Source organism: Patescibacteria group bacterium (assembly GCA_034520665.1).
Classification (GTDB): Bacteria; Patescibacteriota; Patescibacteriia; order JAXHNJ01; family JAXHNJ01; genus JAXHNJ01.
Genome location: JAXHNJ010000002.1, coordinates 464,461 through 491,187 on the forward strand (window position 1 = coordinate 464,461; position 26,727 = coordinate 491,187).

Genomic DNA, 26,727 nt, shown 5'->3' on the forward strand with positions numbered 1-26,727 from the left:
TATTGTCAAAGGACACAATTTAATTAATAAAAAATAATCCCTCCTATGGATTAGTTTTTTGTATAGAAAGCTTACTATAATACTATATAATTATCAAGAAAGTTTGATTTTTAAAATACCGCTTTTATTCTTTTGAGGATGGCATGTTGATTGATTAAATCTTGACAAAAATTAATGGATATTATAAGCTGTCTAAGCTCATTAAAGACAATATTTGATTTCCTTCCCACCCAATCCCTATCTCTTTCTAGAGATGAACCTTTTATCTATTCTAGGAAATCAGTGTCCCTTCGGGGACATAAGCCTTTTGGCTTGATGTTGTCTTTGGCCGGGAGAATTTTGAAACCCTCCCGGCTTTTTATTTAAAGTTTTTTAATAAAAAAGACATAGGCTAAAAAAGTCTGGGCCTACTTAGAATTTATAAAATTAATTATTAATTAAAACCAGCTACATTAATTCCACCAGAAAAACCGGGAAAAAGATAAAAATTACTGATAAATGATCCGTCCATTTCAAATATTTTTACTTCCGGCTTTAAACCAGATTTTACAGCGGTAATAATTTCATAAGTACCGTCATTATCATAATCACCTGTGGATAGATTAAGGCCACCGCGAAAATCTGAAGAATAAACAAAGAATTGATCCTCTAAATCACCCTGCTCATTAAATATTCTGACATGAGGCCCGCCATTAGATAAGGGAGCCGTAATTATTTCTTCAGAGCCGTCTGAGTCTAAATCGCCGGTGGTCAAATTTACGCCACCGCGAAAATTTTCAGCGTAAGCCATAAACCATTCTTTAACATTTCCCTGATAATCAAATACTTTGACATGGGGCCCGCCGCTTGAACCAGCTCCGGTAATTATTTCAGAGATACCATCTCCGTCTGTATCCCCGCAGGCAATTTGAACCCCACCACGAAAATTTTCCGCGTAAGCAAAGAACTGTGATTTTAAATGGCCTTGATAATCAAAAACTCTTATATGCGGTCCGCCTCCGGGACCAGCGGCCGTAATAATTTCTGTTTGCCCGTCACCATCAACATCGCCGGCGGCCAGATTAACCCCGCCGCGAAATGAATTAAGATAAGCCATAAACCAGGAGATTTCCTGAGCCCGACTGTTTAAAACTCTGACATGAGGACCACCACCTGACCCAGGAGCGGTAATGATTTCTTCAGAGCCGTCATTGTTAATATCAGCCGCTATAATATTAACCCCGCCTTGCAAGGCTGAAGTATAAGGTAAAAAAGCGCCGGTTAATTGATTATCAGAGTCGTAGCCTTGTACTAAAGGCAAATCCCCTTTCTCTTTACCAATAAGAATATTATTTTTTTTATAGGAAAATACAGATCGTTGAATAGTGGTGTTATGTCCGGCACGATCTTTCAGAATAAAAGTTAGGTTATTTTTACCTTTACTTAAAGAAATATTTTCCGAATAATTAGCTGAATCAGTAGAAAAAGACTGATTATTAACACTAAAGTTTAAAACACCGGAAGTTTGGTCAGTAATTTGACCGGAAGAGATTAAAAAACTGCCATTAACTTTCTGATTATTAAAGGGGCGACTTAGACTTAATGAGGGAGCCGTAAGATCAACATAAATATTAGTACTTTTTGTAATTTCTGAATTATTAATATTATCTTTAGCGTAGTATTCAATTAAATGTTTGCCTTCACTTAAAGAAAAAGATGAGGTATAAGTTTGCCAAGAGCCGGAATTAAGACGGTAATATATATTTTTAATGCCGTTTTCGTCACTGGCAGTTAAAGAAATTCTTGGCTGGCTGACATAATAACCGTTTTCGCCGTCTGGCTCAGAAGGCGAAACATTTAAACTGGTAGTTGGTTTACCCGAGTCACTTTGAGCTAAAGCCAAAGCTGCTTCAATATCTAAAAGGCCATAGCCGTAGCTAGTATCATAGCCAGAAGCGCCTAAATCCTGAGTTGAAGAAGTCAGTAGGGCTTTAATTTGATTTGAGCTTGAGCCATAGGAGAATAAAAGCCCGGCTGCGGCGCTAATATGAGGCACGGCCTGCGAAGTGCCCGAAGCAGAGACCAGATTGTGATCTGAACAATTATTGTTACAGTATTCCGCTAAAATATTTGTGCCCGGGGCTACTAAATCTATACCCTGTCCATAGTTGGAAAAAGAAGCCAAGGTATTACTGCTATTACTGGCTCCGATCGCGATAACTTCGGGATAGGCCGCTGGATAATAAATACGGTTAACACCGTCATTGCCGGTTGAGCTAAGCAAAATAACTTCATTATTCTGGGCGTATTTAACGGCATCATAGAGTGTTTCTGAATAAAATTCTTCTTCACCAGTGCCAATACTCATATTAATAATATCAGCTCCGTGATTTACGGCCCATTCAATACCAGAAGCGACATGAATAATACTGCCTTCACCATTACCATCCATCACCTTTACTGGCATAATGGAAACATTAAAAGCAATGCCAGCAATGCCTTTAGCGTTATTAGTGGAAGCGGCAATTATTTCCGTGATATTAGTACCATGACCATTATCATCATTAGCATGATTATCGTTATTAACAAAGTCATAGCCGGAAACAAAATTGGTATTAGCTAAGTCCGGAGCCTGAACATAAGTCTCATAATTTTCATAAGAAACCCCGGTATCTAAAACAGCGATTTTAACCGAAGAATCGCCGCCGTAGGGGTTAGAATCAGAATCATAATCCCAAGCCTCAGGTGTATTGATTTTTGATAAATTCCATTGCTCACTGTAATAAGTGTCGTTAGGAGAAAAAAGATGAGTAGAAAGATGATACTTAGGCTCAGCGTATTCAATATATAAATTATTTTGATATTGTCTGGCCAGGGCTTTAATATCTTTATTATTGGAAAAATTAATTTCATAAGCTCCATAAAGAAGGGAGTTTTTATTATGACTCAAAGCACTAATAGTAGTAACTTGGTTATTTTTGTTAAGCTTGTCCAGGGAATAAAGTTTATTTAGATTAAGATACTGAAATTCTTTTTTTACTTTTATTATTATTGAATCGGCTTTAATTTCTTGGGCCCGAGCTCCATTAACCAAAAAAGCTGTTATTAGACAGCTCATTATAAAAATGTAAGTCAGATATTTTTTCATGCGATAAAATATAATAATCTACCCAATTATTATATCAAAGATTAGTAAATTTTAGTAATCTCAACGTTAGTATAGTAATATTTTAAGATTTGGTTCCACGTGGAACCGTTTTTAGCCATACCGCGAGCACCAGTGCCGGACAGGCCCACGCCATGACCCCAAAGCTCCATACCTTCACAGTGAGGATCATCTTTTGAAACTAGCCACTCTTTTTCGCCACGCCAAACCTCTGACCAGCTGCGAGTACGACCGTCTGAGCGGGAAAAATAAGGAGTGACCACAATTTCATTATTATAAGTGACGGCCTGGCCGGCCGTAGCTTGAGTGGCCTCGGTAATGCCGGGTGAGCGAATTTCCATATTGTACCCGCGATAAACCTGATCATTGGCGGAATCATCCAAAGTAAAATTATCGTCCCGATGTTTGGTATTGACTTCAAGGTTATACAAAGCATAAGTGCGAGCGGCTGTGACTAAGGCCTTTAAATATTCACTATGCTCAGTGCCGGAAGCTTCACCTAGTCCCCTTAAATAACTTTCTAAAGGCAATTCATTAATCACCCAAAGTTTTCGGGAAGCCGTAGAATAACGCACCTCAATATCACCTCGGAATTTATTGTCATTAATAGAAGAGTCCCAAGCTGGGCGGTTTTCAAAAGAGGTAATTTCCATGATAATCTCATTATTTTTAGGCACAAATATGGGATAAAGAGCCGTTGATTGATTTAAATGAGGAGTTTTTATAATGTATTGGCCCTTAACAAATTCAACTGAAGAACTAGTCCCATTTATTTCATCCAATACCTGTCCTTGACTGTTTTTTAAGTAATAAGCGCCGTTGGCCTTAATAGTTACTTTTTCTGAAGTATTATAAAGTCCAATGCGGATATTTGGCTCTTCTGATAGTGTTTCTACGGCTTGAATTTGATTAGGATCAAAAACCGTAATTGGGATGGTTATCTCTCCGCCGGTTATCCATTCCAAGTTTTCGGCTACTAAACCAAAATGTTCGGTAAATTGTCCGGTTTCATTTGGAGCTTGTAAAGCAAATTTAAAACGACCGACTTGCCCGGGTTTAACCTCATTATTCATTAAGCGGCTGGGCCGGTAATAATATTCAGACCAAAACTCATGCTGAAAAGCACTTTCTCTTCCGGCTGGCTTGGCTACATTCAAGGCAATAAAATTTTCACCCGTATTGTACCAAGTTTTAGTGCCCCGGTTTTTAAAATCAACCCAGAAAGTCAGAGATTCACCTTTTTCAATTTCTATTTTTGAAGCCTTGGCCCCAACTAACTCAGCCTGGTATTCCGGTACCACTTCAATGGTTATATCAAATTTCCCGCCAGTAATCCACTCCAAATTTTCGGCTACCAAACCAAAACTTTCTGAATAATTACCCGGTTTTTCCGGAGCTTTTAAAGCAAAAGTAAAACGACCGACTTCTCCGGGCTTAACTTCACTGTTAGAAAGCCGTCCGGGCCGATAATAATATTCAGACCAAAATTCATGCTGAAAAAGGCTCTGCCGGCCGGCTGGATCCGATACATTCAAAGCAATAAAATTTTCTCCTGAATTGTGCCAAGTTTTAGAGCCAGTGTTTTTGAAATCAACCCAGAAAGTTAAAGACTTGCCCGGATAAATTCTAATAGAATCATAAGCTTTATTAATTAATTCGGCTTGATAGTCTTTGCTAGTAGTTTTTAAACCTAAAACCTGGCCATTAGTTAAATAACCTTTTCTAAAATTATAACTAGCCGATTGTAAGGAGTTAGGTTTTTCTTCCTGGGCTTGGACTTCATTTTTATTAATAATTTTTTCTTCAATTAGACGCAAGCCAAAAGCGCTTAAACTAATAATGACAATCATAAAAACCGCCGGAAATAATATTTCCCTGAACTTTATACGGCCGTATTTAATTTTTGTTTTGCTTTTCATAACCAATAAAAAAAATGGCCAAAGCTTTTTGGCACACTTTATATTTATTCACCTAAGTGTTGGCTCTTTATTTCTAATCTAATTGTAGCATAGATTTTACAAAAAGTCAACCCCTCGTCTCCCTAAGGGAGACTTCGGCTTACCAGCAAGCTGATGTTAAAAAAGCAACTGTTAAATAATTTAAAATATTTTTTGTTACTTTTGAAACAATATAATTACATTGACCAGGGACCTTTAAAATGATAATATCAAGAAGTAAAATTAATTTTTTTATACTGGAAAATATGTCATTAACTGGCCGAGTGGCCCGCAATACAATTATACAAGTGATCGGCAAAATACTGGGTACAGTTTTGGGTTTGATCGTAGTTGGCTTGTTAACTCGCTATTTAGGCACCGCTGGATATGGTCACTACACTACCATTATTGCTTATCTTGGTTTTTTCTCAGTCATTGCTGATCTAGGGCTGTATTTAATTGTGGTGCGGGAGATTTCTAAAAAAGAGGCCGACCCTCAAAAAGTTCTGGGCAATGTTTTTAGTATCCGTATAATTTTTGCCGGAGTTATTTTGGCTCTGGCTGCTTTTATAGCTTTCTTTTTGAATTATCCTCTGATTGTTAAACAGGGTATATTACTAGGGACACTTTCCTTTCTCTTTGTCGCCTTAAATCAGGTTATGGTTGGTATTTTCCAAAAAAAATTGGCCATGTATAAAGTGGCTCTAGGTGAATTAATTGGTCGGATAGTGCTACTGGCATTAGTGGCCTGGTTTATTTCTCTTAATTACAGTCTATTATTTATTATATTGGCGGTAGTTTGCGGCAGCTTAGCCAATTTTATAGTAGTTTATATTTTGGCTCAAAAATATGTTAAGATTAAGTTTCGTTTTAATTTTGAATACTGGAAATATATTTTAAAGGAAACCTGGCCTTTAGCTATTTCTGTAGTTTTAAATTTATTATATTTTCGCCTGGATACGGTTTTTTTATCTTTGATAAAACCAGCTTCAGATGTTGGTCTTTATGGCGCTTGTTATAAAATTTTAGAAGTTTTGGTAACTTTACCTAATTTGTTTGTTGGCTTGGTTTTGCCGATATTAAGTTATTGGGCTTTTTTAAATCGTGATAAGTTTATCGAAATATTTCGCCGTTCCTTTGATTTTATTATTTTAATCACCATTCCTTTGGTGACTGGTGGTTTTATTTTAGCCCGGCCATTAATTATTCTTATTGGTGGCCAAGAATTCGCCGCCGCGGCTCCGATATTTCAAATATTAATTTTTGGTGTTGGTTTTCTCTTTTTGGGCAGTCTTTCCGGGCATACTATTGTGGCTATAAATAAACAAAGAAAAATGGTTTGGGGGTATTTATCAGTGGCTGTTTTGGGCATAATATTATATTTAACTTTAATCCCCTTTCTTTCTTATTATGGCGCCGCCATTGGCACGGTCGTGACTGAGTTTAGTATTATGATTATCGGTTATTATATTATTATAAAAACTATGCGCTTTAAACTACCCTGGCGAGTTTTTGTAAAATCTCTGGCGGCCAGTTTTGCTATGGCTGGCTTTCTTTACGCGGCCCGGGATTTTAATTTATTTATTCAGCTAACTGTTGGTTTAGTCATTTACTTGGCTGTTTCTTATTTATTAAAAAGTTTTACCAGAAAAGAGGTTTTGGAGGTAATAAAAATTGGAAAGGAAAAGAAAAATGGCTAAAGATATTTTAGTTTCAGTGATAATACCGACTCTGGAAAGACCGCAAGTGGTCTATAATTTAATTGAAGATTTATTAAAACAATCTTATGAAGATTTTGAGGTTTTAATTATTGACCAGAGCCATGAAGAAAATAAAAAAGTTAAAGATTTAGCCATCGGCTCATCTGACCAAGTAAGGTATTATCGCATTGATACAGAAGGTACTTGTCCGGCTAAAAATTTTGGCATTAATAAAGCCCAGGGCGGAATATTGCTTTTTTTGGATGATGATGTGGAAATAAAAGAAAGAGATTTTCTTAAATACCACGTGGCTAATTATCTGGATCCCAAAATTGGCGGCGTCGGTGGCCGGGTCATTGACCGTAATTTAAAACTTAATAAAGAACAATCCGGACCGGTTTGCCGGGTATCTAAAACTGGCCGAGTCTATCCTAACGCTGATTCAAAGAAAAAGCAGGAAATTAACGCTCCTAGAGGCGGTAATGTCTCCTATAAAAAAGAAATTGTCATGGAAATTGGCGGTTTTGACGAGAGATTCATTGGTAATGCTATGCGTGAAGAAACTGACTTTTCTTTAAGGATTTTTGAAAAAGGCTATAAAATTATATTTGAGCCACGAGCTAAATTAGTGCATCTGGCCTTAGAAAGAGGAGGAACGCGTAGAAAGGGCCGTATTGACTGGTATTTTGATTTTTTCTATAATGAAACACTTTTCTTTTTAAAACATTTTCCCAAGATTTACTTGCCGATTTTATTTTTTAGGAAAACACGGCCAATAATAGCTTGTATGGCTTGGTATGGCCGTTTTAAACCAAAAGCTCTAGCCACACCCTGGCAGGCCTTTCGGGCCGGTTGGCACGCCCATAAAAAAGATATTGATAATTGGCTTTAAAAATGCTGATAAAAAATAAAACTTTATTAATAATAGCTTTAGCTTTTCTTACCTTAGCTAGCGGTTTATTAATTTCATATTTTAATATATTAGCTTTAGGCATAATTTTTGCTTTATGTTTTTTTATTTTTGGAGTTTTGTTAATTTTTAAAAATCCTTTTTACGGAGTTTTATTAATTACCTTTTTTCTGCCCTTTGAGCACCTAGGCACCTTGGAAGTCGGCCGCTTTACTTTGAAAATAAATCATATTTTTGGTCTGATTACTATTTTAGCCTGGACACTGACTATGTTAATTAGGAAAAAAGTAAAATTTGAGAAATTACCCATAGCGGTGCCTTTACTGATTTTTATAGTCATTAATATTTTATCTTTTACTCAAGCGGTTAACTTTTTCCGAGCCGTGACGGTTTTTATTTTTACGCTTTTTAGCCTCTTAATTTCTTTAGCCGTAGTTAATTTAGTCAGAAATCAAAAACATCTGGATAAATTAATCAAGGTTTTGTTTATTAGCGCTTTTATTGTTAGCCTCTTTGGTCTTTTTCAGTTTGTCGGTGATTTAATCGGTCTGCCCGAGTCAATTACTGGTTTAAGAGATTTATATACTAAAGAAGTTTTTGGTTTTCCGCGGGTACATTCCACCGCCTTGGAGCCGCTTTATTTTGCCAATTACTTAATTATTCCGATTATGCTATGTTTGGCTTTCCTATTAAGTAAGAAAAGAAAAATAAAATGGTACTGGCTTTTGATTCTTTTAGTCTTAATGCTGACAAATTTTGTTTTGGCTTTGTCTCGGGCCGCTTATATTGCCTTGGCTTTTGCTTTTATTTTTATTTTAATAATTTATTTTAAAAGATTTTTTTCTTTAAAAAGACTAATTATTATTTTACTAGTTTTGTTGGCGGTTTATGGTATTTTTACCCGAGTTTTTGGTTTGACCGAAGATTTTCCGCTTTATGTCGATCGTTTTGCCACTCAAGCTACTAATTTATTTAGTGGCGCCTCTTTTTCTGATCGCGCCCAAACATTTGAAAAAGCCTGGCAAATGTTTAAAGAGCGTCCCTGGCTGGGAGTAGGTACTGGTAATTTTGGCCCTAATGTGGCTTGGTATCCTTTAGTCACTCCACCTAGAGGTTGGTTGATTGTCAATAATATATTTTTAGAAATAATGGCGGAAACCGGCATATTTGGTTTTCTTAGTTTTATCTCTATTTTAGTTATCTTATTTTTACGCTCAATCAAGGCTTTAGTAAAAACAAAAAACAGCTATTTAAAAGCAATCATGGCCGGTCTTTTAGCCGCTTTTGTCGGGGTGATAGTTCAATACCAGACTTTTTCTATACTTTATATTATTCACATCTGGTTTTTATTTGGCTTAATGATAGCGGTGCAGAATATAATTTTAAAAAATTCACAAAAAAATAAAGAAAGTTTATAATTAAACTATGGATTTAACAATATTAACAGTTATAGCTTTAGTTTTTTTTCTGATGATTAGTTTTAAAAGACTGAATTTTTGTTTGGGCTTTATTTTAATATTTTTACCGACTTATTTAATTAGATTTAAAATTGGCTTTGTTCCTTTTACTTTTTTGGAAATGATGATACTAATTGTCACCGCAGTTTGGTTAATAAAAATTTTAGTAAAAAAAGAGAAAGTTGATTTGGGCGGTTTTTTTCTAGTGAGTGCTTTTTTTATTTTATCGGCTTTAGTGGCTGCTTTAGTTTCCCCGGATATAGAGTCGGCTTTAGGTATATTCAAAGCTTATTTTTTGGAAGCAATTCTGTTTTTTATAGTTATGGTAAATGTGGTGAAAACGCGTAAGCAAATGAAATTTATAATTTTTTCTATGGGTGTTTCTGCTCTTTTTGTGGCTATTTTTGCTGTTTGGCAGTATTTTGGTATATTTCCTGGCCTGGAGCCCTATATTTCTGAGAATCCCCGCCGGGCTACCTCACTTTTTGAATTTCCAACGGCTGTCGGTAAATTTCTTGGGCCGATTTTAAGTTTTTTTCTGGCTTTAATTTTTGTTAAACTACCGCGTGATTACCAAAGGCCTTTGAGTCATAAAATATATCTTTGGGGGGTAGCTTTATTTTCTGTTTTGGGTATATTATTTTCAGTCACTCGCGGGGCTATACTGGGCCTTTTTATCGCTTTGTTATTTATCAGCTTTTTTAGTCGGCACCGCAAAAAAATATGGACTGGGCTTATAGTTTTACTTTTATTTTTTCTAGTTTTACCCCAGGGGCGGCAAGAAATAACCAGTATTGTTTCCGGCCAGGACACTTCCACTGATGTACATATGATTATGTGGCAGGGTACCTGGCGTTTGCTTAAAGATAATCCCATAACCGGAGCTGGCTTAGCTGGCTTTCCGCAAGTTTATAATATTTACCGAGACGCGGCCCATACCGAACTTTTTCCCTATCCAGATAATTTCTTTTTAGCTGTTTGGGTTGAACTGGGTTTAGCCGGTTTGTTTGTTTTCGGCTGGCTTTTTTATAAATATATTAGAAGGTCGGTTATATTATTAAAAAGTAAAATTAGTAATTTTGATCGGCAAGTAGTAGTGGGTTTATTGTCAGTGTTTATTTATATGATGTTTCACGGACTGGTAGATACGCCATATTTTAAAAATGATTTGTCAGTGATGTTCTGGGCCTTTGTTGGTTTGTTGGTTATAACCAGTCGATTAAATTTTAATTTAACTGGACAAAAAGAGAAAAATAGTGTATAATAATAGATAGCTAAACAGTGTTTTTGGGAATTCCAAAGTCAAACGGAATTCCTTTTAAATCACTTTAAAGAATAAAAAGTGAAAACAAAAACAAAAAAAATTAAAATAATTATTAGTTTAGCCATTACTTTTTTGCTAACGGCTTTTTTGTTTATGGATATTGGCCAGGCTGAGGAGCCAATAGAAACAAAAGCGGCTACTTTAAGCTTAAATAATATTAACAGTCAATCAGAATATATTTCTTCGGTTTATCAGCCCTCTTTTGATTTTAATATGCTGGGCTTTAAATGGACTGGCCAAGCTCAAATTCAGGTTAGAGCCTATCAGGACGAATGGTCAGATTGGTATTGGCTGGAAGAAATGGAACCAGGCCGGCCAGAGACAACCAAATGGCATTTTTCTGACCCAATCTTTTTCGACCAGTCAGACTATTTTCAATTTAAAATTACGAAAGCTCAAAATATTGATTTAGAAGTAACCGCTTTAAATACTTTAAAAGAGAAGAAATTAAATTTTTTATCATTATTCTTTAAAAGTGAAAAAGCCAAAGCTGATGATATTAATTTAGACATTATTTCTAGAAGCCAGTGGGAGGAGGCTGACGAGAAATATCGTTTTGAGGGGGATACCGAGGTCTGGCCGGCAGAATATGAAAAGGTAACCAAGTTTATTATCCATCATACCGCTGGTTCAACTGGTGAGGATGACCCCAAGGCGGTAATTCGGGGAATTTATTATTGGCATGCCATTGGCCGCGACTGGGGAGATATTGGCTATAATTATTTAATTGATACTCAGGGTAATATCTACGAAGGCCGCTTTGGCGGCGATGGAGTGATTGCTGGTCATGCTTTGGGGTATAATGATGGCACGGTCGGAATTTCTATTTTAGGGGATTATCAGCATGGGGATGAATTAACTAATGCTTCAAAAGAAGCACTCACAAATTTAATGGCTAAAAAAGCTCAGTTTTTCGGGTTTAATCCTTCTGGCAGCAGCGAATACAAAGGAGAAAAATTAGATAATATTCTCGGCCACCGGGATGTCGGAGCGACTAGCTGTCCGGGTGATAATATTTATAACCAATTTGATGAAATAATTAGCCAAACACAAACTAAATATGATAATCTGCCCAGCTTACCGACTCCTCAAAAGGCCGCTTCCTATCATAATCAAAGTGATGAAAGTATTGAGATTGATGTTGGAGAAGAAAAAGAAGTTTGGGTAGACTTTAAAAACCAAGGCAATACCACCTGGAAAAGCTATGTTGAAGACCAACCAAAATTAATTGTTAAAAATAATCAAGGTTTGCAGGCTTCTGACTGGCTGTCAGACGAAATAGTTACGGCTATGGATACGGCTAATGTGGCTCCGGGCCGTGTCGGGCGCTTTAAATTTAAAATTAAAGGGCCAACAGATACCATTCGGCTGGACCAGACTTTTTATTTAAAGTGGGGTGATAATGAATTAGCTTCGGCTTCAATACATCTGGAAGTCAGAGGTTTTGACTACGCCGCTAATAGTTTTAGCCATAATATTTTACCGGCTACTTTTCCGGGTACTGTGCGCGAAGTAACTTTATTCTATAAAAATATCGGGCTGAAAACTTGGGAGAAAGATGATATTTATTTAAAAATAACTGATGAGAACGGTAATCAAAATCAGTATAATTATAACTGGCCGGATAAAATCAGATTTAATCAGGACACTGTGACTAGTCAGGCTACCGCTAGTTTTACTTTTCAAATGAAAAGCCCTTCGGTCAGCCAGTATCGGCATGTTTTTAAATTATATCGTGAAAACGGAGATTTATTGGCCGGCAGCCGTCATTCAGTCAAAACCCGGGTAGACTCTACTTATCAGGCTGAGATAGTTGATCATAATGTATCGGTAGCCATGCTTAACAGCTGGCACGTGCCAGTCACTTTAAAGTTTAAAAATATTGGTCTTCAAACTTGGGATAAAAATGTGGTTTTAAAGGTCTATGATGGTGACTGGCGCAACAGCGCTTTTTCTCATCAGTCTTGGCCTTCTGACTGGGGAAATTTTAGTTTTCAGGAAAATAGAGTTAGATCCGGGGAAGTAGCCACTTTTAATTTAACTCTCTTCCCGCCGCCTTTAAACGGCACTTATTACACCATTTTTAAACTGGAAAAGAAAAATGACCCGAGTATAGCTATTCAGGGCGAGTTCCGGCCTTTGATCAGAGTTGATGAAAGCGGCTTAAATCTAGATAGTGGCTACAGGGCTGAGTTTCAGTCAGTTTCTGCTCCGCCGGCTTTGCTACAATTACAGAGATTGACCACCGAAGTTAAAATAAAAAATACGGGCACGGTTACCTGGGGCTCAAACGTAGTTTTAAATATTTATGATGCGGATTATCGGGAAACTTATTTCCGCGACCAGACCTGGAATGCTTTTGAAGGGGCCATTCACGCCCAAGAGTCTTATGTTCGTCCCGGAGAAACGGCTACTTTTCGCTTTGTTTACCGAGCGCCCTGGAAAACCGGACTTTACCGCAACCGTTTTAAATTAAGTATTGAAGGCAAGGAGTATTTAGTTATTCCCGGCTCAGAAGATTCAGCTTTGACAAGGGTTGATGTGAGGTAAGTTGACCGAGTTAATTAAAAGAATTAAGTTAATTGAGTTATTAGGTTTTTTTTGTTAATAAGTTATTGAAGTATCAGGTATTGAGCGATCAAGTTATTTAGATATCAGATATCTAGTGATCAAGATATTAAATTCTTTAATATAAAAAGCTAGCCAAATGAAAGGCTAGTTTTTTGGTAGTGTTTGTTGGACGAAATCCGAACATACTTTGAGCAAAACCCGACTAATTAAGCAGAAAATAAAAATTTGACAAATAATTGTATATTATATAACATTGTTATATATGAAGAAAAAAATTATTTTAAAATCAAAGTGTGGTTATCCCGAAAGAAGATGGGTACAATTTTTGCTTTTAAGAGTTATTTATGAAAAACCGTCTTACGGCTACGAGATTATTAAAAAGACTGAAAAAATTACCGATAATTATCATAAAATTAAAACTGGCACAGCGTATACACTTTTACGAAGAATGGAAAAGGAAGGATTGCTAAAATCTGACTGGAAAAAAAATAAACAAGGGCCAAATAAGCGAATTTATACGGTTACCCCTAAAGGAAAAGGACATTTAAAAGCTTGGCTTAAAATGATTATTCAAAGAAAAAAAATGATTAATAAAATGGTTAGCTTTTATAAAAAACATTTTAGAGATAAAAATTAATTAACATTAACCAACAAAACTATGAAAAACTACAATCTAAACGAAAAAATTATTTTCTCCGATGAAAAACCGATTAAAAGGGATTTTCTTAATGCTAAAGGATTTCACGCCGCTTTGATTTGCTTAAAATCAAGCGTGGAAATACCGCCTCATCCGGAAGATTACGGCGTGCTCTTAACCGTTCTTGAAGGTCAGGGAATTTTTACCGACATTAACGGAAAAAAGACCTTAACCAAAAATCAAAGCATTTATATGAAAAAGGACGAAATCAGAGGCATAAAGGCAATGGAAGATTTGGTCGTTTTAGGAATTCAAGACAGGCCAAAAAATTAAAAATTATATTAGGTATTTAATATGAGTGCTAAAAGTAAAAACCAGAAAGCAATCGAAGTTTCTAATCTTACTAAACGATTTGAGAAACTAATAGCTGTTGATCATATCTCTTTTACAGTTGAAAAGGGAGAGATTTTTGGTTTTTTGGGTCCTAACGGGGCCGGTAAAACCACTACAATAAGGATGTTGACCGGTTTGACAAAACCGACTGGCGGCCAAGCAAAAATTTTCGGTTTTGATATTCAAACAGAGACAATTAAGGCAAAAAGAAAAATGGGTATTGTGCCGGAAACCTCCAATGTTTACGATGACTTGTCAGCTTGGGATAATTTGATTTTTACTGCGCAACTTTACGGAATGAGAAGAAACGCGACCAACAAAAAAGCCGAGGAACTCTTAAAAATATTCGGGCTTTTTAATCGCAGAAATTACAAAGTCAAAGATTTTTCCAAGGGAATGAAAAGAAAGTTAACAATTGCCATGGGATTGGTCAATGATCCTCAATTATTGTTTTTAGACGAACCAACTTCAGGATTGGATGTTGAAAGCGCTTTAATAATAAAAAAAACCATTAATGATTTAAGTGAGCAAGGAATTACAATTTTTTTAACCACTCATGATATTGAAGAAGCCAATAAAAATTGTGACCGGGTGGCAATCATCAATCACGGCAGGATTGCGGCTATTGATACACCGGAAAAATTGAAAAACACCATCAAAAGTGTTCAGTCGGTAGAAGCGGCTTTTGACAAAACTATCTCTTTTAGGGATATATCTTCTTTAAAAGAGCTTCCTTTCATTGGTAAAATTGAAAAACTGGGCGATAAATACAAGATTTTCACCGACAAACCCGAAAAGACCTTATCTATTTTATGTGATTGGAGTCGAAAAAATAAATTAGAGATCATTAGCTTAAATACTTTCGGACCTAACTTGGAAGAAGTTTTTATTAAATTGACCAAAAATAAATGAGGAAAAAAAACATTAAAGACAACCTTCTGGTCGCTTGGGCGATAAGTAAAAAGGACATCAAGATATATTATTTTAAGCCCGGGACGTTGATGTTCGGGATAATGTTCCCGCTGTTTATGTTTTTTGCTTTTGCTGTGGGTAGAAGCATGACGCCAGCCATCTTGATCCCAGGGTTACTTTCGTTAACGGTTTTGTTTTCCGCTTCATCAGTTGGACCAGTAGCTATTCCTACCGAGAGACGAGTTAAAACTTTTGAACGGCTTGTTTCAGCTCCAATTTCTTTATATGCCATAATTTTAGGCAAGGCTTTGGGCGGAGTTTTGTTCAGTTTGTTTGTTAGTCTGGTTACCTTATTGGGCGCTTGGGCGTTTTTGGGTGTAGTGATTGCCAATCCTCTAATTTTAGCTTTAGGCTTGGCTTTAGCTTCTTTGTGTTTTTCTTTATTGGGGATTATGTTTGCCATGTTTCCGACAGAAAATCCAGGTAATGTTATGATGGTGCTGAACTTTATTCGTCTCCCCTTGATGTTTATCAGTGGTATTTTTATTCCGATAGAAACCTTGCCTTCTTGGGGTAAGCTGGTCTCTTTTTTATCGCCTTTAACCTACGCAAACGACTTGTTTAGATTTGGAATAGAAGGAAAAGCCCAATTGGATTTAGTCGTTAATTTTATAATTTTGCTTATTTTTGCCGGGATATTTCTTTTTATCGGTATCCGGCTGGACAAAAAATTTCGCCAATAAATTTTTAGTATAAACAATGAAATATCCAAGCCAATAAAAATTTTGTGTATTATAAGTTTTGTCGTGCTTGCCCTTACTTCTATTCCTTTATTAATTGTGTATCTGAAAGGAGGCACTTCAAAATATTCTTTTATCGTGGATTTGCATGTCTGGGTAGGAGTGGTTTTTATTGTTTGCGCTTTAATCAGAATAATACTGAATATGAAAATTCGTTTAAAAAATAAAATATGAAAAAATTTCATTATTTAAATTGAATAATGCGTGCATTTTTTATTATTTTACCGTATCAACATATTTATATAAATCCTTAGTCAGAGCCCACCAGAGAGAGGTTTTAGTTACCGAGGGTTCCAAGCCAGGAGTATCAGCAGGAATGGTTAAGACGCCATTATCAACTTTAGTATAAATATATTTTCCCGAAGAGAATAAAGCCACATAATAGGGAAGATCTGGTTTGAGATTAGACAAAAATTTTATTTGTCCATCCTCTTTGTAAACTTCATTTTGTATTAAAACAGGAGTATAATCACCTTCAGAAATTTCAAAAGGATTACCTTCAGGGGCTAGAGTAGAATAAGTATAGAACTTAAATCCGCTGGCAAAGGCCGGATTAAGATGATAATAAACGCCCAGCAAAATCACGGCAAAACCAATAAAAGCAAAAAAACCAGCCATAATCATAGTTACTTTTTTTACTAATGAGCCTTTTATTTTAGTGAGATACCAAATAATTACTCCGGCGACTATTAATAAAACCGGAAAAATAACCAGCCAGGTGATTAAATTTGTGCCAAGATGTGATTCCATACGTTTTTTATTTAATTTTTAGTATTATCTATTATAGTATATCAAAAAATCTTTAAAAAAAGTAGAGATACTTTTTAAATTATTTTTTCTATAAAATTTTATTTTTTTTGAAAAACATAAAATATTTTTCCAGCGAACATGATTTTTCTATGGGAGACGACCTCCGCAGTGTCCCGATAAAATCAGGTGGACCCAACAGGAGTCGAACCTGCGACCTCCGCAGTGCAAATGCGGCGCTCTAGCCAACTGAGCTATGGGCCCACCTGATTTTATCGCGGATCCACGATGCGCAATTTATTTTTTAATTAATTTTTCAATAGCTTTTCGCTTTTTCCAAGATTTTATTTGTTTTTCTCGTTTTCTTGCCTTTGATAAATATTTAAATGTTTCAGTATAAACTATTTTCCATGGAATATATCTTTTTGTAGATTTTACCTTACCTTTGTTATGCTGGTTTAATCTTTTTGTTAAGTCTTCACAACTGCCAATATAATAAGAATTATTAATAGTTGATTTTAATATATATAAATAATACATTACATAATATTTATTTGTGCGCATCGGGACAAATGCGGCGCTCTAGCCAACTGAGCTATGGGCCCACCTGATTTTATCGCGGATCTTTTAAATTATTGGATTATTGAAGAACAAATGCGGTGCTTTACCAAAATGAGTCCCGACCTTTTAGGTCGTGGATCCTCGACTCGCGCCTAAGGCGGAGTCGGGACTAAGGAGCCCATATTATTTTATCCTAAGGCACTAATATTGAATATTTTTCCTAAAAGTCCTTGTAAAATACCAGTTAGAATTAAGAAAGTTCCAATAATAACAATTAAACCAAGTATTTTAATTAACATTCTAGTACCACCTTCAGCTGATAAATGCTCTTCAGCCCAGGGAATACGACCGGTCCAGTTGAGAAACCACTCGGTTTTAATTAACATAAGAGAGCCGATGATTAAGGCAATAATGCCGACAAAATATTTCATATTTTAAAGTTAATTTATTAGTCGTTATTTACCAAAGTTAAGAATGATACTCTGGCGGATGAAATGGTGGGCGACTGAGGACTCGAACCTCAGACCTTCTCGGTGTAAACGAGACGCTCTAGCCAACTGAGCTAGTCGCCCTTTATGCGGACGGTGGGACTTGAACCCACACGGCCCAAAGGACCCTAGGCCCTCAACCTAGTGCGTATACCAATTCCGCCACGTCCGCTCAATTAAAAGTATTTTTAAGCATAGCCCTTAAGGAAGATTTGCCTTTACTAGTTTTAAAATATCTTTCTCTTTTTTTAGCGTCTATTTTATTATTAAAAACTTCGTAAAAAATAAGTTTTAGGGGTAAATAACTTTTTGTAAATGGGCTTTTTCCTTGTTTATGCTCTTTAATCCTTCTACTAATATTAGTTGTAAAGCCGGTGTATAATTTCTTATTTGAGAGTAATAGGATATAAACATAATACATAAATTGTTCGTTATATACCATTCTGTACCACTAAAGGGTACAGGATTAGCCGCGAACCCTTTAGTGGTTCACGGCAGTTCCACCACGTTTGCTTATTTTAAAATGATATATTACTAAGCTGGTTTTTTAGGTTGAAGATTTTCTTTAATTTTAATTTTTTCTTTAAGCTTTTTGGCTCTTCTATTCCGAAGATAATAACCTTTTGATTTTCTGATGTTAAATTTTTTGACTATTTCAATTTTTTCAATAGTCGGCGAATAAATAGGAAATATTTTTTCGACCCCCACGCCTTCTGATATTTTTCTAACCGTAATAGTTTTAGTTTGTCCGCGTCCTTTAATTTTTAACACGATACCTTCAAAAATTTGAATTCTTTCTTTATCTCCTTCTTTAATTTTTTGGTGAATACGCACCTTATAGCCAGCTTTTAAATTTTTGGCTTTATTTTTTTTTGATTCTTTTTTTTCTTTTGCTTCGGTCATATTTTTAATTTTATTAATAAAAAGGTGTATGAATTATAAGTGGAAAAAGTCTAAAAGTCAAGACTTTAAATTGTTGAGTGGGTTTTGAAAATTTTGAGGGGGTTTAACCTCATACTCTTGCCATTTGTTATTTAAATTATAAAAGCCGATTTTTTGAGCATGTAACATAAGTCTTGGCCAAGATTGATTATCAAATTTTTTTATATTATATTTTTTATCACCAATAACTGGATGGCCCAAAGCTTTAAAGTGAACTCTGATTTGATTAGTTCTTCCAGTGAGTGTATTTATTTTTATTAAGGAATATTTTTTTATTTTCTCTATTAATTTATATCTAGTGATAGCTTTCCTCCCTTTTTTATTTTTTGGTTTAGAAACTATTATTCCTTTTTTTGAACGAGCGATGGGAAAATTTATCTCTCCTTCATATTTTTCTAAAAGTCCGTGAACCAGCGCCAAATATTCTTTTTTTATCTGGTGGTCTTTAAATTGATTTTTTAAATTTTCAAACATGGCTTGATTTTTAGCCACGATCATAATTCCGGAAACATTTTTATCTAGACGATGAACAATACCTGGTCTTAGATTATCTTCTCCTACTTTTTTAATGGTTGAATTATAATTAATTAGTCGGCCAGCCAAAGTATCTTTTTCACTTTTTAAAGTGGGGTGAACCAACAAACCAACCGGTTTATTTATAATTAAGTAATTTTTTTCTTCTTTGAAAAGTGGCAGCTTTTTTTCTGATAATTTTAATTCTGGCTCGGGTGGTCTTTTGTAATCAATTTTAATAATATCATCTTTTTTTAAAAAATAATGAACAGAAATTAGCTTCTTATTAACTTTTACTCGGCCCTGTTTAATCAATTTTTGAATATAAGAGCGCGAGCAATTTGGGAATTCTTGAGCTAAAAATTTATCCAGTCTTTCTTTTTCTGCTTTCTGATTTACTTTTATTTTTTTTAGCATAAAGATAATTTTTTAAAAATTCGAGAGCTTGCTTCTTATTTTTAATTTGTGAATTAAGTTGCTGTTCTCTGGCTATGGATAAAAGTTCGCCAATTAAAGGACCTCTTTTTATATTAAGATTTTTTATAATATCATGCCCGTTTATCAAAGGTTTGGGTAGTGCTTTTCTTTTTTTGTCCATATTCTTCATTTCCTTAATCCGTTTAAGCATTTTTTCTAAACTTTTTGTATTTGCTTTACCCTTAGCTGGTAAGCTGCCCAATGTATCAGCCAGTATAATTTTCAATAATTTTTCTCCCGGTACTCTAGGGTTAAAAAATATTTTTTCTACTGTGCTAGCTCTTAAATTATAAGGGTCATCAACAATAAGAAGCATATGTCTTTTTACCAACCAGATAATATTTTCTTTTTTCACTTTACCCGTACTTTCCAGCTTCAATCTATCAATAATATCACTGGTCATTTCTGCTCCAATAGTATCATGAGCGTCAAAACGAATTCGATTAGTGCCATCTTTTTTGGGAGTCCTGATAGTTTTAGCTTTACCGATATCATGAAAAATAATAGCTAATATTACTTCCGGGTCTTTAGTTCTTCCGGGCATTATTTTTTTATAAAGAGGTGAATTTAATTTTTCTAGAGCTAAGCGGGTATGCACAAAAACATCTCCTTCAGAATGGTATCTAACAGGTTGCGGTACACCTTTTAGATTTTCAATTTCCGGAATTAAGTGCTTAAAAATATTCATCTCATCAAAAATATCAAAAGCTCTTAAAGGATTAGCTTCAAAAGTATTAAGCAGTTCTTTAGCCATAACTTCCCGAGCCAAGCTTTTACTTTTTAATTTCAGTGAGAAATTTTTGATGGCCTTGGCTGTTTTTTCTTCCAGTTCAAAGCTAAGCTGGCAGCAAAAGCGCAAAGCCCTTAAGATTCTAGTATAATCTTCTTTAAATCTTTTTTCAGCCTGGCCGACAGCCCGGATTTGTTTACTAGCCAAATCAGATAAGCCATTAAATTTATCAATTAATTTTTTATTTTTTATATCATAAGCCAAGGCATTGATAGTAAAATCTCTTCTTTTTAAGTCTTTTTCAATGGGTAGCCGAGCCTTTGACTGAACTTTAAAATCCCGATAACCTCCGGTCATTTTTAAGGAATGTTCTGTTCTTGGCAAAGCTATATCAATAGCTTCAATTTTTGAATTTTTAGGGACAAACTTAAAAACACCAAAAGATTTACCAACCAGGTTTACTTTACCCGATTTTTTTAAAAAGTTTTCTAATTTTTTAGCTGATAAATTACGAACCACAAAATCAAAATCTTTAGTTTTTCTTTTCAATATTATATCACGGACAGCACCACCGACTAGGTAGATTTCAGCCTGGGAGAATTTTTTTAATACTTTGTTAATAAATGATAAAGCCGGCTCTGTTTTAAGAGCCTTTTGGAATATTTTGATATTTATATCTTTCTTCTTCATTAGTTATAATTTTACCATAAATAAAAAAATCTTGAAAAAGATTAATGGTGGGCGGTAGAAGAGTTGAACTTCTGACCTCTTGCGTGTCGAGCAAGCGCTCTAACCAACTGAGCTAACCGCCCATAGACATAAAAAGTTTAACGAAAATATTAATATTAGTCAACTTTAATAAAAAAAAGAGCCCGCTCTATTTAAGAGCGGGCAATGCTTTAGCAAAATACGCTTCCTTTATGAAAACACATGTGGGCTGGAGAGCTGAATTTAGCCGGACTAATTTTTTCTTCATATCCACAATTACAAGTAGCTAGGTAATAAAAACCTAGCATTTCTTTATCTGAAGGCTGGTATTTTATTTCCATTTGACATTTACATTCTGGACATTTCATATTTAACCTCCTTTTTACTATTAAAGAGCAAAAAATTTAAAAACTGACTATTTAGCTAGCCAGTTTTTATTTATCATTCTTAAAAGAATAAACAAAAATCAGCTAGCTAAAGCTAGATTTTTGCCACCAATTATTTTTTAAGATTATTTGATGCATAAGTTTAAAATTTAGGGAGATCAAAAAGATCTCCCCTTTTTAATTTAATCTTTTTGCCCACAAAGAGGACAAACAAGTTCATAAGGAGGTTCGCCACAACTTGGGATTAATCCCTCTTTTTTCAGCCTGATTTCTAAAGGAATACCATGTTTAGGGCAAACTTCTTTTTTTCTTTTCACTGCTTGGCTAGTCATCTCAAACCTCCTTGTTTAAGGTACAAAAAAAAGCTGATCCTTTTTGGAATCAGTCTCTTATTTTAAGCTAATTTATACTAATTTTTAAGCTATTATATCAAAAAAAGACTGATCCGAATCAGTAAAATACCAAAAATAAGCAAAAAATTGGTGGCTATTATCGGCTGAATTGTGGTCGCGCTGAGCGCGATGATCAATCTTTTTCATAAACTTATTAACAGTTTATATTATAGATAAATACTTGTCAAATTTTATAATGTAGACAGAATATATTATTAGTTTTTAAATATTTATTATTTCTTGGCGTTCACACGCCCCCCGCCTTCTTCTTCAATGTAACTCAATAATTAAGAGGGTAAACTTCGCCCCTACCTCCTAATAGCTTATCTGCCGTAGTCCACTAGGATGCAGGCAGGAAGGCGTAGTGCGCCCGACCCCTCCACATTTTATCTCTCCGCTAAACTAAGCGTTTAGTTATTATTTTTAAATGATTGTTTTTCAATGCGCCTGGTCTCCCTGCGGGAGACGACCCCCATTTTACCGGTCCGCTAAACTAAAGGTTTAGTCATTATTTTTAAGTGATTGTTTTTCAATGCGCCTGGATGGACTTGAACCATCGACCCCCACTTTATAAGAGTGGTGCTCTAACCACTGAGCTACAGGCGCGAGATATTATTTACTTATTAATTTATTAATATAATTTCTCTTCTTTCTTGATTTGAAGTATTTTTCTCTTTTTATGGATTTTATAAAAAATATAAACAAAAAAACTAAACCAAGTCAAAAATTAGTTTAGCAGAGATTTTTCCTAAAATCAAATTAGTTTACTCTGATATTTCTTTAGGTTTTTTTCTTTGGAAGATTCTCAGTATTTTTGATAAACCCTCGCCTTTAGAAATCGATTCAAAAAGATAAGTCCAAACGCTGAAGCGGAAAGTAGCAATTAAAGAGCCAACAAAAATTATAATAGCCATGAAAATAGCGTAGCCCCAAGCAGTAAAAGGCAGGCTTAAAAAGGTGAGAACAGAAACTATAACAAAAGTAATAACAAAATTTATCACATAAAGCAGTATGGCATTTTCTAAAGTAATGAGCCAGTTTTTACGAAAGAGATGAAAACTTGTTTTAATAGAAGCTTTAATTTTTTCTCCGTTTAAAATCACATTAATAGTGGCGTATCTGACCAAAAATGAGATAAAAATATTTAAGGGTATAAGAATAATAAAAGCAAATACACTTAAGGTGGTGAGAGTACCTGTGCTTCCGGAATTAACGTAAGAAATAGCCAAAGGAATGCCAATAACTAAGAGTAATCCGTAGATTATAGCTTTGGCAATAAGATTTATAATTAATATAGGCCAGAATTTTTTTGTGCCGATAAAAAATCCGTCTAAAAAAGCGACACTCTTTTTCTTTTTAAAACGATGAGCCGCACTGATTATAGCTACTTGTGAAATAGTTATTAAATAAACCGCAGCCGCAGCAATAATTATACCAACTAGTACAACCAAAATAGAAGAAAAAACATTTTTAGTAAAAAAAGTGTTTAAATTTTCCGAAACTATCGAAAAAACACCCTCATTTAAAGTGTTACGCAGATTTTTGATAACTCTTTCTAAATTAGTTACTGTATCAATATTTCTGATAATAATATCATACTCTTCTCCATTAGCGGTTAAAGAGGCAAAAATACCAAAAAACCAAAGAAACTTCAGCTTTTTAGTTGTTGTCCAGGCTTTTTTTATTATTTCACGGTAAAAAATTTTCATCTAATTTTCCCTCCGATTATTATGCTGTTATTATACAATAGTTATTTTTTTGAAGCAAGTTCCTTTTTTCTTTTTTTATCTTTGAAAAAAAATTCAAATTTTTTCTTTTCGATAGTTTCTTTTTCTAATAATTCCTTTACAATTTTATTAAGAGTCTTTTTTTCTTTACTTATAATTTTCCTGGCCTTTTTATAAGCCTCAGCAATAATTTTTGAAACTTCATTATCTATTTTTTCAGCAATTTTTTCTGAATAATCCTTTTGGTCGTGAATTTCTTTGCCTAAAAAAACCAATTCGTCTTTTTTACCAAAAGTGCGGGGCCCTAAGGCTTCACTCATACCAAATTGAGTGACTAATTTTTTGGCTAATTCAGTAGCTTTTTTTAAGTCATTACTGGCCCCGGTAGTAATTTCGTTAAAAGTTTCTTTTTCGCAGGTAAAACCAGCTAAAAGGACAGTAATATCTTCAATAAATTCAGAACGACTGTGTAAATTTTTATCCTCTAGAGGTAGTTTTAAAGTATAGCCAGCAGCTCGGCCTCTGGAAATGATCGAAATTTTGTGAACGGGATCTGTATTTGGCAATAAATGGGCCACTAAAGCATGGCCAGCTTCGTGATAAGCAGTAATTTTTTTCTCTTTTTTAGACAAAATACGGCTTTTTCTTTCTGGCCCAAGCATTACCTTTTCAATGGATTCAAGACAATCTTCCATACTTATCTTTTTCTTATTTTTTTTAGCCGCTAAAATAGCAGATTCGTTTAAGAGATTAGCTAAATCAGCTCCGGAAAAACCAGGGGTCCTTTGGGCAATTTTTTTAAAGTCAACACTATCATCAAAGGGTTTTTTCTTAATGTGTACTTTAAGAATAGCTTCACGACCTTTAATATCCGGCATATCAATAATTACCCGTCGATCAAAGCGACCCGGACGCAAAAGAGCTGGATCCAAAACATCAGGTCTATTGGTAGCCGCAATAACAATAACATTATCACCGGTTTCAAAACCGTCCATTTCTACTAAAATTTGATTTAAGGTTTGTTCTCTTTCATCATGTGATCCACCTAAGCCAGCTCCTCTTTGGCGGCCAACAGCGTCCATTTCGTCAATAAATATTATACAAGGAGAGTTTTTTTTGGCTTTTTTAAAAAGGTCTCGCACTCTTGAGGCTCCGACGCCAACAAACATTTCTACAAATTCAGAACCTGATATATTAAAGAAAGGCACATTAGCTTCACCGGCTACCGCTTTAGCTAAAAGAGTTTTACCCGTGCCGGGTGGCCCGACAATAAGCATACCCTTGGGAATACTAGCTCCAATAGTTAAAAACTTTTTGGGATGTTTCAAAAAATCAACGATTTCTTCCAATTCATCCTTAGCTTCTTTGACGCCAGCTACATCCTTGAAAGTAGTTTTCTTTTTTTTATTTTTTAAATTTGCTTCGCGAGCAGTGCTTTTGCCAAAAGAAAGGGCTCTGTTATTGCCACCCTGTACTTTACGCATAGTAAACCAAATAAAGCCAACAATAAGCAAAAAAGGCAGTAAAAAAGGCAATAAAGTAGCCAGCCAAAAAGAGAGACCAGATTCATCTTTAATAGTCAATTTTATTTTTTCAAGCTTAGATTGTTCAACACCGAAATTTTGCATTAGTTCTGAAAATGATTCAGTAGTTTCTTTTTGACTAGTATATTTTTTATCTTCCATAGTAGTAATTTCCAATTTGTTGCCACCGCTAACTACTATTTCTTTAACTCTCTCATTTTTTATTATTTCAACTAACTTTGAAATATCTATTTTTTCAGACTGGTCAAGACCTGGATTAAAAAGACTTAAGACAGCAGCAAAGGCCAGGAAAATAAAGATAAATATTATTATTTTTTTACCAATGTCTTTCATTTATTTTATTTATTACTTAATTTATTATAAATTTTTAAACTAGCTTAAGCAAGTCTTTTATTTATTTTATTTTTTTACTTTTTTCTTTCTTTGTCCTAGAGGATGATTTGCTTTTAGTGGATTTTTTTTCATCCTTTTTTCTTTTACTTTCTGTTTTTTCTTCTTTTTTCTCTTCCTCTTTTTTAGAAACCTTCTTTTTCTTCTGGTTTTTTTTCTTTGGTTTATCGCCAGCTGCTTTAAGAGAAAGACCGAGCCGGTGATTTTCCGGTTCAATAGAAAGTATTTTTAATTTATATTCTTCATTTTCTTTAACTACTTCAGAAGGATGGTTGATTTTCTTTTCTGATAATTCAGAAATATGAACTAATCCATGAATATCCTTATCTAGCTCGATAAAAGCGCCAAAAGGATTTATTTTTAATACTTTACCTTTAACAATATCACCAACTTTGTATTTTTCGACCACTTCTTTCCAGGGGTCTTCTTCTAATTTTTTTATAGAAAGAGATATTTTTGTATCTTCAATACTAATAATTTTTGCTTTAATTTTATCGCTCACCTCAAATTTATTTCTTGGATTTTCTATTCTTTGCCAGGCTAGTTCTGATATATGAATTAAGCCTTCTAAACCATCGCCGAATTCTATAAATATACCAAAGTCAACTACGCCAGTTATTTTACCCTCTATTATATCGCCGACATTGTATTTTGATATTACTTTTTTTCTCTCTTTTTTCCAGGCTGCTTTTTCTGATAAAATGAGTTTGCTTTCTGATTCGTCAACATCAATAATTTTAGCTTTGATTTTTTGGCCGACAAACTCTTTTAGCTTATTTAATATTTTATTTTTATCACCGCCTTCAACTCTTGGGTAGTGTTCAGGTATAAGTTGTGAAACAGGCATAAATCCCTCTATTTTTCCTACTTTAACCATTAAGCCGCCACGATTAGCGTCGGTAATGCTGGTATCAATTATTTCTTCTTTTTCCATCATTTTTTGAAGATTATTCCAAGCTTTTTGATGCCCAGCTGCCCGGAATGATAGCTCTATTTCCCCGTTTTCATTTTCTAATTCAAGTACAGTGGCTTGTACTTTATCTCCGGACTTAACATCAGAAAATTCTCCTGATTCATCAATAATTTCTTTACCTCGAACCACTCCAGTAGCAATACCGTCAATATCTAAATAAACAGCGCCCCGGGAAATATATATTACCTTGGCTTTTATTAAATCACCAACCTTAGGTAGGATGGGTTGGTCTTCTTTTTGTAAAAGCTTCTCCATTTTAGAAGCTTTTTGGCTAGTGTCAGTCATATTTGTTTTTTTTAACCAATCTCTGAAAGAGAGTTTAGTCCCTGTTTGTCCTTTATTAAAAAACAGGGTTATTTATTA

The 26,727-nt window shown here is 34.7% G+C and carries 24 protein-coding genes and 5 tRNA genes; 9 read left to right on the plus strand and 20 right to left on the minus strand.

Annotated features, from left to right (window positions below; genetic code table 11):
• Positions 1–433: 433 nt before the first annotated feature.
• The gene (locus tag U5L76_04605) at positions 434–3,127 is read right to left on the minus strand and encodes a S8 family serine peptidase (protein MDZ7798863.1); all 2,694 of its coding nucleotides are present in this window, start codon (positions 3,125–3,127) and stop codon (positions 434–436) included.
• 41 nt (positions 3,128–3,168) lie between these two features.
• Entirely contained in the window at positions 3,169–5,064 is a 1,896-nt protein-coding gene (locus tag U5L76_04610) for a SpoIID/LytB domain-containing protein (protein MDZ7798864.1), read from the minus strand.
• A gap of 239 nt (positions 5,065–5,303) precedes the next feature.
• Here U5L76_04610 and U5L76_04615 point away from each other — a divergent pair, with 239 nt between their 5' ends.
• From U5L76_04615 to U5L76_04655, 9 genes are all read left to right on the plus strand, one after another.
• Positions 5,304–6,782, plus strand: coding sequence for a flippase (locus U5L76_04615; protein MDZ7798865.1), 1,479 nt, complete (start codon positions 5,304–5,306; stop codon positions 6,780–6,782).
• A complete protein-coding gene (locus U5L76_04620) occupies positions 6,775–7,674 on the plus strand; it encodes a glycosyltransferase (protein ID MDZ7798866.1) in 900 nt (299 codons plus the stop codon). Before U5L76_04615 ends, U5L76_04620 begins: the two co-directional genes overlap by 8 nt.
• Before the next feature lie 2 nt (positions 7,675–7,676).
• Positions 7,677–9,110, plus strand: a complete 1,434-nt coding sequence (locus U5L76_04625; protein MDZ7798867.1) for an O-antigen ligase family protein — start codon at positions 7,677–7,679, stop codon at positions 9,108–9,110.
• Between the two features lie 7 nt (positions 9,111–9,117).
• Positions 9,118–10,413, plus strand: a complete 1,296-nt coding sequence (locus U5L76_04630; GenBank protein MDZ7798868.1) for an O-antigen ligase family protein — start codon at positions 9,118–9,120, stop codon at positions 10,411–10,413.
• A 78-nt stretch (positions 10,414–10,491) separates the two neighbouring features.
• Positions 10,492–13,023, plus strand: coding sequence for an N-acetylmuramoyl-L-alanine amidase (locus tag U5L76_04635; GenBank protein ID MDZ7798869.1), 2,532 nt, complete (start codon positions 10,492–10,494; stop codon positions 13,021–13,023).
• Between the two features lie 283 nt (positions 13,024–13,306).
• The gene (locus U5L76_04640; GenBank protein MDZ7798870.1) at positions 13,307–13,681 is read left to right on the plus strand and encodes a PadR family transcriptional regulator; all 375 of its coding nucleotides are present in this window, start codon (positions 13,307–13,309) and stop codon (positions 13,679–13,681) included.
• Positions 13,682–13,702: 21 nt separating this feature from the next.
• Positions 13,703–14,014 (plus strand): hypothetical protein, encoded by a 312-nt coding sequence (locus U5L76_04645; protein MDZ7798871.1) that lies wholly within the window; start codon positions 13,703–13,705, stop codon positions 14,012–14,014.
• A gap of 21 nt (positions 14,015–14,035) precedes the next feature.
• Positions 14,036–14,986 (plus strand): ATP-binding cassette domain-containing protein, encoded by a 951-nt coding sequence (locus U5L76_04650; protein MDZ7798872.1) that lies wholly within the window; start codon positions 14,036–14,038, stop codon positions 14,984–14,986.
• The gene (locus U5L76_04655) at positions 14,983–15,729 is read left to right on the plus strand and encodes an ABC transporter permease (protein ID MDZ7798873.1); all 747 of its coding nucleotides are present in this window, start codon (positions 14,983–14,985) and stop codon (positions 15,727–15,729) included. Before U5L76_04650 ends, U5L76_04655 begins: the two co-directional genes overlap by 4 nt.
• Positions 15,730–16,002: 273 nt before the next feature.
• Here the strand turns inward: U5L76_04655 and U5L76_04660 are convergent, their stop codons facing one another.
• The 18 genes from U5L76_04660 to U5L76_04745 all read right to left on the minus strand — a co-directional run bounded on the left by U5L76_04660 (position 16,003) and on the right by U5L76_04745 (position 26,649).
• Complete coding sequence (locus tag U5L76_04660) at positions 16,003–16,536, minus strand: hypothetical protein (GenBank protein ID MDZ7798874.1); 534 nt, start codon at positions 16,534–16,536, stop codon at positions 16,003–16,005.
• 187 nt (positions 16,537–16,723) lie between these two features.
• A tRNA-Ala gene (locus U5L76_04665) sits at positions 16,724–16,797 on the minus strand.
• Between the two features lie 33 nt (positions 16,798–16,830).
• On the minus strand, positions 16,831–17,073 hold the full coding sequence (locus U5L76_04670) for a GIY-YIG nuclease family protein (GenBank protein MDZ7798875.1): 243 nt from the start codon (positions 17,071–17,073) through the stop codon (positions 16,831–16,833).
• Between the two features lie 209 nt (positions 17,074–17,282).
• Complete coding sequence (locus tag U5L76_04675) at positions 17,283–17,525, minus strand: hypothetical protein (GenBank protein ID MDZ7798876.1); 243 nt, start codon at positions 17,523–17,525, stop codon at positions 17,283–17,285.
• 64 nt (positions 17,526–17,589) lie between these two features.
• Positions 17,590–17,666, minus strand: a tRNA-Val gene (locus U5L76_04680).
• A 4-nt stretch (positions 17,667–17,670) separates the two neighbouring features.
• Positions 17,671–17,754, minus strand: a tRNA-Leu gene (locus U5L76_04685).
• The gene (locus U5L76_04690) at positions 17,755–18,024 is read right to left on the minus strand and encodes a GIY-YIG nuclease family protein (GenBank protein MDZ7798877.1); all 270 of its coding nucleotides are present in this window, start codon (positions 18,022–18,024) and stop codon (positions 17,755–17,757) included.
• Between the two features lie 92 nt (positions 18,025–18,116).
• A complete protein-coding gene (rplS, locus tag U5L76_04695) occupies positions 18,117–18,485 on the minus strand; it encodes a 50S ribosomal protein L19 (GenBank protein ID MDZ7798878.1) in 369 nt (122 codons plus the stop codon).
• A gap of 57 nt (positions 18,486–18,542) precedes the next feature.
• Complete coding sequence (locus U5L76_04700) at positions 18,543–19,454, minus strand: RluA family pseudouridine synthase (GenBank protein ID MDZ7798879.1); 912 nt, start codon at positions 19,452–19,454, stop codon at positions 18,543–18,545.
• Complete coding sequence (locus U5L76_04705; protein MDZ7798880.1) at positions 19,402–20,934, minus strand: HD domain-containing protein; 1,533 nt, start codon at positions 20,932–20,934, stop codon at positions 19,402–19,404. The genes U5L76_04700 and U5L76_04705 overlap by 53 nt, the downstream gene beginning before the upstream one ends.
• Before the next feature lie 45 nt (positions 20,935–20,979).
• Positions 20,980–21,056, minus strand: a tRNA-Val gene (locus tag U5L76_04710).
• 87 nt (positions 21,057–21,143) lie between these two features.
• On the minus strand, positions 21,144–21,320 hold the full coding sequence (locus U5L76_04715; protein ID MDZ7798881.1) for a hypothetical protein: 177 nt from the start codon (positions 21,318–21,320) through the stop codon (positions 21,144–21,146).
• A gap of 200 nt (positions 21,321–21,520) precedes the next feature.
• The gene (locus U5L76_04720) at positions 21,521–21,670 is read right to left on the minus strand and encodes a hypothetical protein (GenBank protein MDZ7798882.1); all 150 of its coding nucleotides are present in this window, start codon (positions 21,668–21,670) and stop codon (positions 21,521–21,523) included.
• 84 nt (positions 21,671–21,754) lie between these two features.
• Positions 21,755–21,877 (minus strand): hypothetical protein, encoded by a 123-nt coding sequence (locus U5L76_04725; protein ID MDZ7798883.1) that lies wholly within the window; start codon positions 21,875–21,877, stop codon positions 21,755–21,757.
• Positions 21,878–22,263: 386 nt separating this feature from the next.
• Positions 22,264–22,336: transfer RNA gene (locus U5L76_04730), tRNA-Ile, on the minus strand.
• A 158-nt stretch (positions 22,337–22,494) separates the two neighbouring features.
• The gene (locus U5L76_04735) at positions 22,495–23,439 is read right to left on the minus strand and encodes a hypothetical protein (protein MDZ7798884.1); all 945 of its coding nucleotides are present in this window, start codon (positions 23,437–23,439) and stop codon (positions 22,495–22,497) included.
• Between the two features lie 41 nt (positions 23,440–23,480).
• A complete protein-coding gene (gene ftsH / locus U5L76_04740) occupies positions 23,481–25,334 on the minus strand; it encodes an ATP-dependent zinc metalloprotease FtsH (protein ID MDZ7798885.1) in 1,854 nt (617 codons plus the stop codon).
• Positions 25,335–25,395: 61 nt separating this feature from the next.
• Positions 25,396–26,649, minus strand: coding sequence for a S1 RNA-binding domain-containing protein (locus tag U5L76_04745; protein ID MDZ7798886.1), 1,254 nt, complete (start codon positions 26,647–26,649; stop codon positions 25,396–25,398).
• Between the last annotated feature and the right edge of the window lie 78 nt (positions 26,650–26,727).

Coding starts and splice junctions, on each gene's coding strand:
- U5L76_04735 (MDZ7798884.1), bottom strand. CDS start 23,439: ATGAAAATTTTTTACCGTGAAATAATAAAAAAAGCCTGGACAACAACT.
- U5L76_04675 (MDZ7798876.1), bottom strand. CDS start 17,525: ATGAAATATTTTGTCGGCATTATTGCCTTAATCATCGGCTCTCTTATG.
- U5L76_04700 (MDZ7798879.1), bottom strand. CDS start 19,454: ATGCTAAAAAAAATAAAAGTAAATCAGAAAGCAGAAAAAGAAAGACTG.
- U5L76_04725 (MDZ7798883.1), bottom strand. CDS start 21,877: ATGAAAAAGATTGATCATCGCGCTCAGCGCGACCACAATTCAGCCGAT.
- U5L76_04670 (MDZ7798875.1), bottom strand. CDS start 17,073: ATGTATTATTTATATATATTAAAATCAACTATTAATAATTCTTATTAT.
- U5L76_04620 (MDZ7798866.1), top strand. CDS start 6,775: ATGGCTAAAGATATTTTAGTTTCAGTGATAATACCGACTCTGGAAAGA.
- U5L76_04705 (MDZ7798880.1), bottom strand. CDS start 20,934: ATGAAGAAGAAAGATATAAATATCAAAATATTCCAAAAGGCTCTTAAA.
- U5L76_04625 (MDZ7798867.1), top strand. CDS start 7,677: ATGCTGATAAAAAATAAAACTTTATTAATAATAGCTTTAGCTTTTCTT.
- U5L76_04745 (MDZ7798886.1), bottom strand. CDS start 26,649: ATGACTGACACTAGCCAAAAAGCTTCTAAAATGGAGAAGCTTTTACAA.
- U5L76_04720 (MDZ7798882.1), bottom strand. CDS start 21,670: ATGACTAGCCAAGCAGTGAAAAGAAAAAAAGAAGTTTGCCCTAAACAT.
- U5L76_04605 (MDZ7798863.1), bottom strand. CDS start 3,127: ATGAAAAAATATCTGACTTACATTTTTATAATGAGCTGTCTAATAACA.
- U5L76_04645 (MDZ7798871.1), top strand. CDS start 13,703: ATGAAAAACTACAATCTAAACGAAAAAATTATTTTCTCCGATGAAAAA.
- U5L76_04640 (MDZ7798870.1), top strand. CDS start 13,307: ATGAAGAAAAAAATTATTTTAAAATCAAAGTGTGGTTATCCCGAAAGA.
- U5L76_04690 (MDZ7798877.1), bottom strand. CDS start 18,024: ATGGTATATAACGAACAATTTATGTATTATGTTTATATCCTATTACTC.
- U5L76_04660 (MDZ7798874.1), bottom strand. CDS start 16,536: ATGGAATCACATCTTGGCACAAATTTAATCACCTGGCTGGTTATTTTT.
- U5L76_04615 (MDZ7798865.1), top strand. CDS start 5,304: ATGATAATATCAAGAAGTAAAATTAATTTTTTTATACTGGAAAATATG.
- U5L76_04650 (MDZ7798872.1), top strand. CDS start 14,036: ATGAGTGCTAAAAGTAAAAACCAGAAAGCAATCGAAGTTTCTAATCTT.
- U5L76_04630 (MDZ7798868.1), top strand. CDS start 9,118: ATGGATTTAACAATATTAACAGTTATAGCTTTAGTTTTTTTTCTGATG.
- U5L76_04610 (MDZ7798864.1), bottom strand. CDS start 5,064: ATGAAAAGCAAAACAAAAATTAAATACGGCCGTATAAAGTTCAGGGAA.
- U5L76_04655 (MDZ7798873.1), top strand. CDS start 14,983: ATGAGGAAAAAAAACATTAAAGACAACCTTCTGGTCGCTTGGGCGATA.
- ftsH (MDZ7798885.1), bottom strand. CDS start 25,334: ATGAAAGACATTGGTAAAAAAATAATAATATTTATCTTTATTTTCCTG.
- U5L76_04715 (MDZ7798881.1), bottom strand. CDS start 21,320: ATGAAATGTCCAGAATGTAAATGTCAAATGGAAATAAAATACCAGCCT.
- rplS (MDZ7798878.1), bottom strand. CDS start 18,485: ATGACCGAAGCAAAAGAAAAAAAAGAATCAAAAAAAAATAAAGCCAAA.